Annotated in this window: 11 protein-coding genes and 1 pseudogene; 7 read left to right on the forward strand and 5 right to left on the reverse strand. The window is 67.6% G+C overall.

The genetic code is table 11. The annotated features are described in order from the left end of the window. Window positions 1-45: 45 nt before the first annotated feature. Window positions 46-1386 (reverse strand): LLM class flavin-dependent oxidoreductase, encoded by a 1341-nt coding sequence (locus BUB97_RS10675; protein WP_073134575.1) that lies wholly within the window; start codon window positions 1384-1386, stop codon window positions 46-48. 232 nt (window positions 1387-1618) lie between these two features. After that, window positions 1619-2491, reverse strand: coding sequence for a Bug family tripartite tricarboxylate transporter substrate binding protein (locus tag BUB97_RS10680; RefSeq protein WP_175562610.1), 873 nt, complete (start codon window positions 2489-2491; stop codon window positions 1619-1621). A gap of 305 nt (window positions 2492-2796) precedes the next feature. On the opposite strand from BUB97_RS10680, the pseudogene BUB97_RS27455 reads away from it, so the two are divergent. Together BUB97_RS27455 and BUB97_RS26860 are read left to right on the forward strand one after the other, a co-directional pair. Then, a pseudogene (locus BUB97_RS27455) lies at window positions 2797-3042 on the forward strand (GntR family transcriptional regulator); the annotation flags it as partial. A 24-nt stretch (window positions 3043-3066) separates the two neighbouring features. After that, on the forward strand, window positions 3067-3510 hold the full coding sequence (locus tag BUB97_RS26860) for a GntR family transcriptional regulator (protein WP_245818269.1): 444 nt from the start codon (window positions 3067-3069) through the stop codon (window positions 3508-3510). Window positions 3511-3862: 352 nt separating this feature from the next. On the opposite strand, the gene BUB97_RS27245 is transcribed toward BUB97_RS26860, so the two are convergent. The 3 genes from BUB97_RS27245 to BUB97_RS10700 form a co-directional block, all read right to left on the reverse strand. Continuing rightward, window positions 3863-4738: an FAD-binding protein gene (locus tag BUB97_RS27245; protein WP_175562612.1), complete on the reverse strand. Its 876-nt coding sequence runs from the start codon at window positions 4736-4738 to the stop codon at window positions 3863-3865. Continuing rightward, window positions 4716-5483, reverse strand: coding sequence for an FAD-dependent oxidoreductase (locus BUB97_RS27250; protein WP_277614028.1), 768 nt, complete (start codon window positions 5481-5483; stop codon window positions 4716-4718). The genes BUB97_RS27245 and BUB97_RS27250 overlap by 23 nt, the downstream gene beginning before the upstream one ends. 182 nt (window positions 5484-5665) lie before the next feature. Beyond that, on the reverse strand, window positions 5666-6349 hold the full coding sequence (locus BUB97_RS10700; RefSeq protein ID WP_175562613.1) for a tripartite tricarboxylate transporter substrate-binding protein: 684 nt from the start codon (window positions 6347-6349) through the stop codon (window positions 5666-5668). A gap of 352 nt (window positions 6350-6701) precedes the next feature. Between BUB97_RS10700 and BUB97_RS10705 the strand changes: the two genes are divergently transcribed. The 5 genes from BUB97_RS10705 to BUB97_RS10725 all read left to right on the forward strand — a co-directional run bounded on the left by BUB97_RS10705 (window position 6702) and on the right by BUB97_RS10725 (window position 13230). Beyond that, on the forward strand, window positions 6702-7892 hold the full coding sequence (locus BUB97_RS10705; protein ID WP_073134582.1) for a 2-methylaconitate cis-trans isomerase PrpF family protein: 1191 nt from the start codon (window positions 6702-6704) through the stop codon (window positions 7890-7892). Beyond that, window positions 7889-9913: an oxidoreductase gene (locus BUB97_RS10710; protein WP_073134585.1), complete on the forward strand. Its 2025-nt coding sequence runs from the start codon at window positions 7889-7891 to the stop codon at window positions 9911-9913. Before BUB97_RS10705 ends, BUB97_RS10710 begins: the two co-directional genes overlap by 4 nt. A gap of 11 nt (window positions 9914-9924) precedes the next feature. Continuing rightward, on the forward strand, window positions 9925-10719 hold the full coding sequence (locus tag BUB97_RS10715; protein WP_073134589.1) for an N-acyl homoserine lactonase family protein: 795 nt from the start codon (window positions 9925-9927) through the stop codon (window positions 10717-10719). Between the two features lie 23 nt (window positions 10720-10742). Beyond that, a complete protein-coding gene (locus BUB97_RS10720) occupies window positions 10743-12143 on the forward strand; it encodes an MmgE/PrpD family protein (protein WP_073134593.1) in 1401 nt (466 codons plus the stop codon). Window positions 12144-12222: 79 nt separating this feature from the next. Beyond that, complete coding sequence (locus tag BUB97_RS10725) at window positions 12223-13230, forward strand: Bug family tripartite tricarboxylate transporter substrate binding protein (RefSeq protein ID WP_073134595.1); 1008 nt, start codon at window positions 12223-12225, stop codon at window positions 13228-13230. The last annotated feature ends 47 nt before the right edge of the window (window positions 13231-13277 follow it).

Here is a 13277-nt window from a genome sequence, read left to right on the forward strand (position 1 = left end):
CCCCTGACCAGCCTCCCCGTCAAAGGTCGTCCTGCCCGCCCCTCGTCAGCTCCCTGCCGCGAAGAAGCGATTACTCGGCCGTGCCAGGCCTAGGTTGTCCCGCAGGGTCGCACCCTCATACTCCTTCCGGAACAGACCACGCCGCTGCAGCTCGGGGACGACGAGCCGAGCGAAGCGTTCAAGCCCCGTCGGCACCACCGGTGCTGCAATCATGAAGCCGTCGCATGCCTTAGAGGTGTACCACTCCTCCATGGTGTCCGCGATCGTCATCGGATCGCCCTTGAACATGTTGCCGCCCATCTGTGGAAGGATCCGTCGGTAGGTCTGCCGTATCGTCAGCCCCTCCTCGCGGGCCATCCTGATGATGGACTTGCCGATGCCGGTATGTCCGACATGCTCCTCGTCGAAGTCGGGCAAGGGCCCGTCCAGCGGGTAGTCCTTCATCTTTCGTCCCAGCATCTTGGACAGGTAGTCGACGCCAACTGCTGGCGAGACGAGTTCATCGAGCTCCTGCAGCAAGGCGTCCGCTTCCGCCGCCGTCTCGCCAACGAAGATGGTGACACCTGCGAGGATACGCATGTCCTCGGCAGTTCGTCCGAACTTCGGCAAGCGCCCCTTTATGTCGGCGTACAGGCGTTGCGCCGCCGAAAGGCTGCCTTCGATGGCGAAGACACAGTCGGCATGGGCAGCCGAGAGATCCTTGCCAGTGTCCGACTGCCCGGCCGAGAACACGACCGGGTGGCCCTGAGGGGGCCGCGGTGCGTTCAGCGGGCCGCGGACCTGGAAGTGCGTTCCCTTGTGATCGAGCACATTCACCCTGGACGGGCGGAGGAACTGCCCACTCTCCTTGTCCTGCGGGAAGGCATCTTCAGCCCAGCTGTCCCACAATCCTTTGACGACGGTCGCGAACTCGCTCGCGCGGTCATACCGCAGGTCACGCGCCACATGCTCCGCGTGGCTGAAGTTGAGGGCATCCTCGGGGTTCGATGTGGTGACGAGATTCCAGCCAGCCCTGCCACCGCTGAGATGGTCCAGCGAAGCGAAGCGCCGGGCGACGTGGAACGGCTCGTCGTAGGTCGTGGTCGCAGTCGCGACCAGGCCGATATTGCTCGTGTGCATGGCGAGTGCCGAGAGCAACGTCACGGGCTCCAGCACGCCGGGCCTGTCGGACGGGCTGGTGGCCGCGAAGAGGTCTGGCTTGTCCATCTGCCGAACGCCGTTGCCGTCCGCCAGGAAGAGGAGGTCGAATTTTGCCGCCTCCGCGATTTGCGCAAGACGGACGGCGTTCCGGATGTTGGCTGCCGGTGCCTCCCAGGCCTGCGGATGCCGCCACTCGCTGACGTGGCTGCCCTGAGCATTGGCGTTAGCCGCAAGGATCATCGGCATGAGCTCAGCCTCTCTTCGTCTTCTGGATGATTCGCAACCTCCGGCCATCTCGGCTCCGCGACGCAGCGATGGGGTTGCTTCTCAATGATGCCGCCGGGAACGCGCGCCCCGCGGAGCGCGTCCTGACCGGGACTTCTACCCACCAGGGAGACGTCCATCGCGTTCGCGCGTGGCCAACGATGAACTCTGGGGGCAGAAAACCAAGGCTAGACAACGGCAAGCCATAGCTGACTCATTCCTTTTCGATCCCAGCCATTCGGACCACGTCGCTCCAGCGCTTGCGCTCTGCCGCCAGCACGCGATCCATGTCCTCCGGGGTGCCGCCCACCGGCTCCGCGCCCCAGCTCAAGAGCCGGTCGCGGATGGCGGGCTGGCGGAGCAATTTGTCGATCTCCGACGCGATGGCGCGACGGGCCCCAAGCGGTGTCCCGGCCGGGGCGGCGTAGCCAAGCCAGGCATTCGCCTCGTAGCCAGCGAGACCGGCCTCCTGGAGCGTGGGCACATCCGGCAACAATGGGAAGCGGGTGGTGCCGCCGACCGCGAGCGGGATCAGGCGCCCATCGCGGAAATCATCGAGGAACGAGGGGGCCTGCTCGATCACCAGCTGGATACGACCGGCTAGTAAGTCGGTGCGGGCCGGAGAGCCACCGCGGTATTGCACCATTTCCAGCTGCAGGCCGCCAGCAAGGGCGCGGAACATCTCAACAGTCAGCCGGGACGCCATGCCGGATGTGGCAAAATTCAACTCGCCCGGGCGACGCCTGGCGAGCGCGATGAACTCCTGCGCCGTGCGCACACCAAGCGAGGGCGGCACGATCATCACATAGGGAATGTTCGCCACCATGGAGACGCCGACGAGGTCTCGCTCGGGATCGTAGGGCAGCGTCTTGTAGACGTAGGGGTTCACCGCCATTGGCCCAGGACTGGCCGCGAGCAGCGTGTGACCATCGGCCGGAGCCTTGGCGACGGCATCGGCCCCAATGACGCCGAAGGCGCCGGCGCGGTTCTCCACCACGACCTGCTGTCCGAGAGGCCCGCCGAGGTTCTCGGCGATGAGACGTGCGATCAGGTCGGTCGCGCCGCCCGGCGCGAAGGGAACGACCACGCGAATCGTGCGGGTGGGCCAGGAAGCCTGCGCCTTAGCGCGCTTAGGTAAAGCAAAGGCAGTTGCACCAGCGGCCAGGGCTCTGAGGGCGCTGCGCCGGCCTGCTTGGAACGGCGTGGGGCTAGCCGAACTCAACTGCCCTCCCTCTTGCACCACGGTCGGGGCGCTTAGTCCGACAGTCCTGAATGTCCACAGCCCAGCGGCACGATCGGTCCCAGACATCCACCAAAACTCCCAAAGCTGTAGCCTGGCATTCCCTAATCCGTTAAACAGAATATTGAAGACAATCCTGTCCGGGAATGATCATGAGGACAAGCCCTTCTCTCACGTCCGCCCAACTTGCAGGAGCACCGCTGCCCTCGCCGCCGTCCAGCTTGCCGGATTATGTGGCCGATCAACTACGTGCAGCGATCCTGGGCGGCCACGTCGCGGCTGGTACGCCCTTGCGGCAGGAGGACATCGCGAAGCAGCTTGGGGCGAGCCGCCCTCCCGTGCGGGAAGCCCTCCGCCTATTGGAAGGTGAGGGCCTAGTCGAGCTTCGCCCTCGCCGCGGCTATGTCGTGGCGTCCCTCAACATGACCGAGGTCGCCGAGATCTTCGACATCCGCGAACGCCTCGAGGAACACGCCGCTGAACTCGCCGCATTGCGCAGGACTCGTAAGGACGTCAGTGAGGTCGCCGCTCTCCTTACCAGGATGGAGGCGCTTGATGAGAGCGAGCTGGGTCTCTTCGCTGCAGCAAATCACGCCTTCCACACACGCATCTTTCAGGTGGCGGATCGCCCGAGGCTCCTCCGAATGATGCTCTCGCTGCGCGAGACGGTTGAGCGCTACATCCGACTGGGCGGCGCTCTCTCCGCGGATATGCCGACTGTACGCGACGAGCATCGGGCCATCTTCGCGGCTTTTGAGGCGGGCGATTCAGTGACGCTCGGTCGCCTCAGTAGAGCGCACGTGGCGGGCACAGGGCACAGACTGCTCGCAGCTCTTGCAGCACGCGAGCAATCTCATGCTGGATAACGTGAGACCGCCACTACGCCTACTTGCCCCAAATCGGCGCCAGAAATGCCTTCCTCTGTGCTTCGACCCAGCCCGATCTCCTGAAGAACGCGCCGGACGCCGGGATGGATCAACGCCGGATCCGGCGCCGTGCCACTCGAATTTTCAGCACGCGTTTCCGAGGCTGGTTTACTGCCGCGGCGAGGCGATCCCCACCCACGGCGGTACGCCCGTACGAGCCGTTCGACGGCAACCTCTTCCAGATCGGGCCGCATTATCACGAAACATCAGGAGCCCACAGACGGTCAGCCCATACACCGGACAATGGGATCCCTGGAGCAGCAGCCGTGGCAAACGCCTCAGCACAAACCCGCTAGCTGTTCATGGTGAGCGCCAACCCTCGCGCTGCGAGCAGGCCAAATGTCAGGCCCGAGCCGAGAGAAAAGCCTGTCTGATAGCCGGATCCTGTTTCGGTCCTCGCTGCCGCATTGCCCACAGCGTAAAGGCCTTGGATGGGATGCCCACGAACATGGGTCACACGCGCTTCGGTGTCAGCCACGACACCCGCGGACGATAGCGCCGTCGGATGTAGACGAACTCCGTAGAATGGCGGCTGCTCTATGGGGCCGAGCGTCGTGCTCGGGTCGAAGCGCGCCAAGCCCCATGGGGTCTCGCCGCGGCGCTGCTCACTGTCCAAGCCGCGCCGCACATCCTCGTTGAAACGCTGAACTGTGGCCGCGAGGCCCTCAGCGTCAATCCTGAGCTCAATCGCGAGGGCTTCCAAGGACGTGGCGCGCAGCACCCAGGACGGGATCTCCCTGCCCGGCGCGCGCCCTGCAAAGGACTGGCCTTTCGCATAGCCCGCGTCGAAGATCAGAAAGCAGGGCAGGTTCGGCTGCTCGCGCGTGCGCGCATCGAACTCGCGCAACCGCGGCGCTACGGCTTGGAAGAAGCTCTCGTCGGCAAACCGATGTCCGTGCCGGTTCACGACGATGGTCCGCGGCGCCGTCAGCTCCGCGGTCGCAGAGAGGCGGCAAAGCGCGGTTCCGCCCGAAGCCTCCTCAGGATTTCGGAAGCCAAGGAAGATAGACAGGTTGTTGCCGACGACGCGGAGGGCGGCCCCGATCTCGGTGGCCATTACCAGCGCGTCGCCGGTCAGGCTCTCGGGAAACATGGACTGCCAGCCCGGCAATGCCTCAAAGCGATGGACGAGCTCCGGGCTGGATTCATAGCCGCCGCTTGCCTGCACCACGCCGCTCCGCGCGGCCCAAGGTCTCGCCATCACGGGTCACGATCCCTGCCACCCGGCCATCTGTTACGACCAGCCGCTCCGCACCCACCCCCGTCCGGATCTCCACGCCGTGCCGCAGCGCCGCGCGCAGCATCCAGGCCACCAACCCCGCGCCGGCGCCGCAGAGGCCAGGGTTGGCGCGTGCGACCTCCTCGGCAGCGTCCCAGGTCGCCTTCCGGTTGGGCCCGCCAAGCGCGACCGCCTCTTGGCCCCCGAGCCGGTAGAGCGGCCCAGACGGGCGCAGCACCCGGTCCGCCCACTCACCCAGCTCCGCTAAGTCGATCGCCGGCAACTCGACCGGACGGCCCCCGGCCGTCGCCCCCGGAGCCATGCCGTAATGGTCGAGGCGCGGGCTCAACCGAAACGGCAGGCCGGCGGCCTCGAAGAAGCGTAGCGCTCCAGGCGCCTCGGCGGCGAAGGCTTCCATCCGTGCCGGGTCAAGCCCGTCCGCTCCGACGTAGCGGAGATAGGCCCGCACGGCTTCCGGGCTGTCACCGCCGCCCGCCGCCGCGTTCAGGTGGTTGTCGCCGATCCAAAGCAGGCCGCTGGAGATGGCGGTGCCGCCGCCGACCATCGCCGCCTTCTCGACCAGCAGGCAGTCCAGCCCGAGGAGACGTGCGGCGATGGCCGTGGCAAGGCCGGCCAGGCCGGAGCCGACCACGACCACGTCCCAGCCCTGCGCCGTCACGGAACCCGCCCTCACTGAGGCCGGATTCCGGCCGCCTCCACCACGCCGCGCCATCGCACCGTCTCGCCGGCGAGGAGGCGCGCCACCTCCTCCGGCCGCCCGCCGCCCGCCGCCCGGGAGGCAGGCAATGGAGGCCAGGAACTCCACCATGTCGGGCGAAGCCAGCGCCTTCGCCGTCTCGGTGTAAAGGCGGTCGATCACGGCCTGAGGGGTGCCGCGCGGGGCCCAAGCCCTGACCAGTGCATCACGTCGTAGCCGGGCAGTCCCGCCTCGGCGAAGGTCGGCACATCGGGCAGGGCGGCGAGGCGGCCGGAGCCGCTGATCGCCAGCGGGCGAAGCAGCCCCGCACCGCTGCCCATCGCCGCGCCGGGCGAGGCGAAGACCACGTCCACCTGCTTGGCCAGAAGAGCCGTCACCGCCTCCCCCCCACCGCGATAGGGAACGTGGAGCAGCTTCACGCCGGCGGCGAGTTCATAGGCGACGGTCGCGAAGTGGACGGAGCTGCCCACTCCGCCGCTGCCATAGGTCAGCTTCTCCGGTTGTTGGCGCGCGACTTCCGCCAGAGCCTGCAGGCTCGTGATGGACGAGTCCCGATGAACCGCCGCGATCACAGGGGTAAACGCGCTGATTGTGATCAGCTTGAAGGCCTGGGCGTGGTTGAAAGGCAGATGCCCCACCAGAAAGGGCATCATGCCGTAGGTGCTGTCCAGCGCGATCAGAGTGTAACCGTCCGGCGCAGCACGGGCTGCCTCGGACGCCCCAATGCTGCCTCCCGCGCCCGAGCGGTTCTCCACTACGATGGCCTGACCAAGCTGCTCAGAGAGCTTTTGGGCGAGCTTGCGGGCTACCGTGTCGATGGCCCCGGTGGGGGCCCAGGCCACGATGAGCCGGATGGGGCGTAAGGGGTAGAGAGCCTGGGCCGAGCCGGGGCGTGGATCTAGGGACGATGCTGCAGCTATGGCCAGCAGCTCTCGGCGTGACCTGCGCATGAGGAGGTTCCCGTCCCGCGTAGTCCTAGGGTGAAAGCCAAGGGGCCTCCACGTCAGGGGCATTCTTATCGCCAAAGGCTGTGGCCGGCGCGTGCCGTGTCAACGACGCAAGGTCAAAGCCACAGATGGAGGAGTGCGCAGCTTCCGAGCAACGTCCATCGAAGCCGCGTCGCTTATTGCAACGCTACGTGTCGTATGCTTAATAGCCGCAAGCCAATTCGAATGGCAGCGACTGGAGGATACGATGGCACGGCAAACGCGATGCGTGATGATGCGCGGCGGCACGAGCAAGGCTGTCTTTCTCAAGGAAGCCGACCTGCCGACCGATCCCGCCGCACGCGACGCCCTCATCCTCGGGATCTTCGGCTCCCCTGATAAGCGTCAGATCGATGGTCTCGGCGGCGCAGATCCGCTGACAAGCAAGCTCGCCGTCATCGGCCCACCCCGCACGGAGCTTCCGGAAGCCGCGGGAACACACCTCACCTACACCTTCGGTCAGGTGGAGATCGATGAGCCAGCGATCGACTACCTCAGCCTATGCGGCAACATCAGCTCGGCCGTTGGCGCCTTCGCCGTGCGCGAGGGCATGGTCGAGGCGCGATCGCCGGTAACGGTCGTGCGCGCCTGGAACACGAACCTGAAACGTGTGCTGCGGATCGAAGTGCCGGTCGAGCATGGCCAGCCAATGGAGGAGGGCGACTACGCGGTCCCCGGTGTTCCCGGAACGGGCGCGCCTATCCTCGTGGATTTCGCTGACACCGCGGGTGGCGCGACCGGCGCTCTGCTTCCCACTGGCAGTCCCATGGACCGGCTCGAGGTGGAGGGCATTGGCACGATCGAGGTCAGCCTGGTCGATATCGGAAACCCGCACGTTTTCGTCCGCGCCACCGATGTGGGCATGACCGGTCGCGAGACGCCAGGCGAGATCGATGGCGATGCCAAGCTGCTGGACCGGCTGGAGCGCATCCGCGGCGCAGCCGCCCACCGGCTCGGTCTCGCCACCTCGCCCTCGGCTGCGCGCGCCGAGACACCGGCCGTGCCTATCCTCGGCATGGTAGCGGCGCCCGAAAGCTATCGCGACTTCCTCCACGACCGCGAGGTTCCCGCCGAAGACATGGACGTTCTGGCGCGGCTGATGTTCATGCAGCGCACCCACAAGACCTATGCCGGAACCAGCACCGTCTGCACCGGCGTAGCGAGCCGCCTTCCCGGCACCCTGGTGCACGAGGCCGCGCGCCCCGTGCCGCTCGGGACGGTCGCATGCCGTATCGGCCACCCGGCCGGCGTCATCACCACGGAGGTTGTGGTCTCCGGTGGAAACGGGCCGGAGTTCCGCGTCGAACGCGCAACCCTCGGCCGCACCGCGCGGCGGATCATGGAGGGCTACGTCTTCACCGCCGACGGCGGGCAGGTGGCGGCGGAGGCCGCCGAATGAGCGCAGCCGCAGACCGGGCGCTGCTGATCGCGCAGCCAGGCGTCATGGGGCCGCTGACCCTTCGCAACCGCATCATCATGGGCCCGATGGGCACCAATTACGGCACGGGCGACGGCTTCTCCACCGAGCGCGACAAGCTCTACTACGCCGAGCGGGCGCGCGGCGGCGCGGCGATGATCATCACGGAGGCGATGGTCGTCTCCGCCGGGGCACGCAACCACCGCAACTCCCTCTGCATCCACCACGACCGGTTCATCCCTGGCCTCGCCGCGGTGGTGGACGCGATCCATGAGGGTGGCGCCCTAGCCGTCGCCCAGCTGAACCACCGTGGCGGCCTGCTGCGGCGTTCCGTGCTCGGCATGGAGCCGGTCGGGCCTTCGGATTGGACCCATCCCGCAACCGGCGAGCCGATCCGCGCCCTGTCCATTAGCGAAATCCGCACCATCCAGGACGACTTCCTGACCTCCGCCCGCCGCGCCTGGCAGGCGGGCTACGACGCCGTCGAGCTGCATGCCGCCAACGGCTATCTCTTCCAGCAGTTCTTCACCGCACGGATCAACCGGCGCGAGGATGCCTATGGTGGCATGCTCGAGAATCGCATGCGATTGCTGATGGAAACCGTGGAGCTGATCCGGTCGGAACTGCCGGACCTGCCCCTCATGGTCCGCGTCAGCGCGACGGAATATGTGGAGGGCGGCTATGGCGAGGCGGAGATCATCGCCCTCTGCCAGGCGCTTGAGCACGCCGGCGTCATTGCCATCGACCTTTCCGGCGGCTCGAACGAGAGCCCCGCCCTTTCGCGCTTTTGTATCCAGCCTCCCTCCTTCGCGCGGCGCTGCCTGGAGCCCTACGCGCGCCCCATCAAGGAGGCGCTGAACATTCCCGTCATTATGGCCGGACGCATCATCGACCCGGAGGACGCCGAGGGCGTGCTGCAGGCGGGAAGCGCGCAGTTCGTCGCAGTCTGCCGCGCGCTGGTGGCCGATCCTTACTGGACGAACAAGGCGTTCGGAGGGATCCCGACACCCATCAAGAAGTGCATCTCCTGCAACGTCTGCTTCGAGCGTCTGACGCTGGAGCAGGACGTCGCCTGCGTCGCCAATCCGCTCGTCGGCACCGAGTTCGAGCGGCTGGAATTTGCCGAGCCGCAGCTTGCCGACCCCGTGCCGGAGCCGCAGCGCCGGCGCGTGCTTGTCCTCGGCGCCGGGGTCGCGGGTGTGGAGGCGGCACGCGTCGCCGCGGCACGCGGCCATACCGTCGAGATCTGGGAAACGAGCGATCGCGCGGGTGGCCAGTTGCCGCTCGCGACCGCGGGGCCGGACAAGGCAGATGTCGGCGGGATCTGGACCTATCGCTGGCCGCAGATCGAGGCGCTCGGCGTCCCGGTCCACTACGGCACCACGACCACCGCCGCCGCCATCCGGGACTTCGCGCCGGACCTTGTCATCGTGGCCACGGGATCGCGGGCGCGCGGTCTGCCGATGCTGGACGCCGCCCCCTGCCCGACCATCCATGCCTGGGAGGTCATTCGCGAGCCGTCGCGCATCCTGCCTGGTGCGACCGTGACCGTCATCGGCGGCGGCCTCGTCGGCCTGGAGACGGCGGACCTCATCATGGGGGAGGGCCGACGCGTCACCGTCCTCGAGGGCCTGCCCACGGTCGCCACCGGCATGGCACGCAACAACCGGTTCGACCTGCTGGAGCGGCTGGAGCAGGGCGGCGTCACCTGCATCACCGGCACGCTGGTCGAAGGGTTTGAGGGCAACAACCTTGTCCTGCGGAACGGCGAGCGGCGCTGGACGATGCCGGCGGGCGACGTGATCGTCCATGCCGTGGGTCCGGTGCCGAACCGGGATGTTCTGCCCGTGCTGCGGGAGGCCGGGGTGGAGCATGTGCTCGTCGGCGACTGCAACCGGCCCAGCGACTTCCTAGACGGCATCCGCGACGCCTGGATGGCCGCGCTGGCCATCGAGCGCCGCCCCCGGGCCCACGCCGCCACGCCCCATCTGGCCGTGTCCTAGGGAGCCACGCAGTGGACGACACCTACGAGCTGTTCGCCATCCGCTACGCAACGCGCGACGCGAAGAGGCGGGACCACTTCATCGGCGGGGACCCGCATGATGCGCCCATGCCGATGGACTACTTCGTCTGGGTCGCCATCGGCGCCGAGCGAAGCTTCGTGATCGACACGGGCTTTACCGAAGCCACCGCAGCCAGGCGCGGCCGCACCTTCCTGCGCTGCCCCGTGGATAGCCTGCGCCTGATCGGCCTCGACCCGGCGGCGGTTCAGGAGGTGGTGCTGACTCATCTGCACTACGACCACGTCGGTAACTTCGACCGCTTCCCGGCAGCCCGCTTCCACCTGCAGGAGCCGGAAATGCACTACGCCACCGGCCGCTACATGGCCTATCCGAAGCTGTCGCACTCCTTTGAGGTGGAGGATGTCTGCGGCATGGTCCGGTTGAACTATGCGCAGCGCGTCCGCTTCCATGACGGCGACGCAGTGATCGCGCCCGGCGTCTCGCTGCACAGGATGGGTGGGCACTCGGCGGGGCTGCAGTGCGTGCGTGTGAACACACAGCGCGGGCGCGTCGTCCTCGCCTCCGACGTCACGCATTTCTACGAGAACATGGAGAAGGGCCGCCCCTTCCCCACCGCCTTCCACATCGGGGAGATGCTGGAGGGCTTCGACCGGCTGCGGAATCTCGCTCCCACGCCGAAGCACATCGTTCCCGGGCACGATCCCGAGGTCATGCGCCGCTACCCCGCCGTCTCGCCGGAGCTGGAGGGCATCGCCGTCCGCCTCGACGTTGAGCCGATCGCCTGAACAAGACCAGGAGAGAAATATCGATGTCCGAACCCGCCACCGTCACTCTCGCCCGCCACTTCGCTTCCCTCACCATTGGCCGAATCCCGCAAAAGCACCTGGACGATGCCAAAGCGCTGATTGCCGACTGGTTCGGCGTCGCTCTCGCCGGCTCCCGCGCTGACAGCGGCGCCATCGCGCGGCGCTTCGCGATCGAGACCGGCGGCGTGGCGGAGGCCACCATCGTGAACGGCCGTGGCGCGCGCGTGCCGGCAGTGCACGCGGCCTTTGCCAACGCCATCGCCTCCCACAGCGTGGAGCTGGACGACGTCGACATCCTCGCGCTCTACCACTTCAGCCCACCGGTGGTAGCGGCCGCCCTGGCGGCGGCCGAGCGGGCCGGATCCACCGGTGCGGAGCTGCTGACGGCGGTGGTGGCGGGCTGCGAGGCGATGGCACGCCTGAGCGACGCGACCAACCCCTCGCTGCGCGACCGCGGCTATCACACCACGCCGGCCGTCGGCGGCTTCGGCGCGGCGGTGGCAGCGGGCCTTCTCTTCAAGCTGGACGAGGAGCGCATGGTCTCCGCCCTCGGCCTGGCCGGCGCACAGGCCTCTGGGCTGATGGAGATGTACGGCCCCTCCATGCAGAAGCGCTTCAACCCGGGGCCAGCGGCGCGTAACGGCGTCACCTCCGCTGTGATGGCGCAACTCGGCTTCACTGGCGCTGCAACCATCCTGGACGGCCAGCGCGGCTTCTGCCGGGCGTTCAGCGACAAGTTCGACCCCGAGGCGCTGACGCGCGGCCTGGGCACGGAGTTCCCGATCTACATCGAGTACAAGGCCTATTCCTGCGCCCGCCCGATCCACAACGGCATCGATTGCGCGCTGGACATCCGCCGCCAGATGGGCGCCGACCGGGTGGACGGCATCCGCCGCATCACCATCCGTCGTCACCCGGCCTGGGCGCACTACCACCAGATTCCCCGCCCCGCGACGCATCACGAGGCGCAGGTGAGTATGAATTACTCGGTGGCCGTGGCGCTTCGCGAGGGCGCGGCGCTCCTGCCGCAATACACCGAGGAGAAGGTCCACGACCCCGCCATCATCCGCCTCTCGGAAATGGTCACCGTGGTGCCCGACGATGGCCTGCCGCGCGGGGTCTCCTGCCTGATGACCGCGGAGGCAGCCGATGGCAGCACCTACTCCTCGCAGGTGGACCATCCCAAGGGCTCCATCGCCAACCCGATGACGCCGGAGGAGGCGGCCGGGAAGACGCATATGCTCGGCGACCCGGTGATCGGCGCTGCGGGGGTGGACCGGCTGCTGGAGCGGATCCGCCGGGTGGAGACACTGCCCCGCGCCGCCGAGCTGATGGAACTGGCCCAGGGCAGCGCCACCGGCAGCCACGCCGCCGAAGAGACTCCGTTCGCCCGCGCCTCCTGACGGGCCCTCTAGACAGACAAGCGATCAAGCAAGGCCAAAAAAGGGAGTGAAGCACATGAGCGATGAGGTATCAGCCCCAATGAGGGCGGGAGGCGGCCGGGTCGGGCGCCGCGGGCTGCTTCTCGGGGCACTCGCCGCCCCCGCGCTGCTTCGGCCGGCGCGGGCGCAGGGATTTCCCACACGCTCCATCCGCCTGGTCGTGCCCTTCACGCCGGGAGGCGCCGCGGACATCACCGCCCGGCTGATGGGCGAGCGAATGTCGGCCATACTCGGCCAGTCCGTCGTGGTCGAGAACCGCGGCGGCGCCGGCGGTAACATCGCGGCGGAACTCGTCGCCCGCTCCGCGCCGGACGGCTACACGCTCTTCCTCGGCGGGGCCACGATCTTCTGCGCCAACAAGGACCTCTATGGCGGGCGGATCCCCTTCGACCCCATGAAGGACTTCACGCATTTGAGCCGCGTGTCGATTGGCACCACGCTGCTTGCCGTCAACGCGAACTCGCCGTGGCGGAACTTCGCGGAGTTCATCTCGGCCGCGAAGGAGAAGCCAGGCGCCCTCACCATGGCCTCCTCCGGCCAGGGGACGATCAGCCATCTCTCCCTGTCTAAGATGATGCAGTCCGCGGGCGTACAGATCACACACGTGCCCTATCGCGGCCTCTCCCCGGCCCTGAACGACGTGCTGTCCGGCGCCGCCGACATGCTCTTCGACGGCATTCCCGCCATCATCCCCCATGTGCGAGACGGTCGGCTGCGCGCCCTCGCAGTGGGAAGCGCCAAGCGGGTGGCCTACGTGCCCGGCCTGGAGAACGTGCCGGGCATGGCGGAGCTGCTGCCGGGCTCGGGCATGGACATGGAGTTCTGGTACTCGATCGACGGCCCGGCCGGGCTCGCCCCCGATGTCGCCGCGCGACTGCACGCCGCGACCGTGCAGGCGGCGAAGCTGCCGGACTACAAGGAGCGCCTGCAGCCCCTCGGCTTCATGCCAGTCACCGACGAATCACCGGCCGCCTTCACCCGTTACATCGAGGCGGAGACCCCGGCTTGGCAGGAACTCGTCCGGGCATCCGGAGCAAGGCTCGAGTAGCCGGAATTCGCCGAACCGGCGCGACTTGAACGTCATGGACCTTTCCG

The sequence above is a fragment of the Muricoccus roseus genome, assembly GCF_900141905.1.
In the GTDB taxonomy this organism is placed as follows: domain Bacteria; phylum Pseudomonadota; class Alphaproteobacteria; order Acetobacterales; family Acetobacteraceae; genus Roseomonas; species Roseomonas rosea.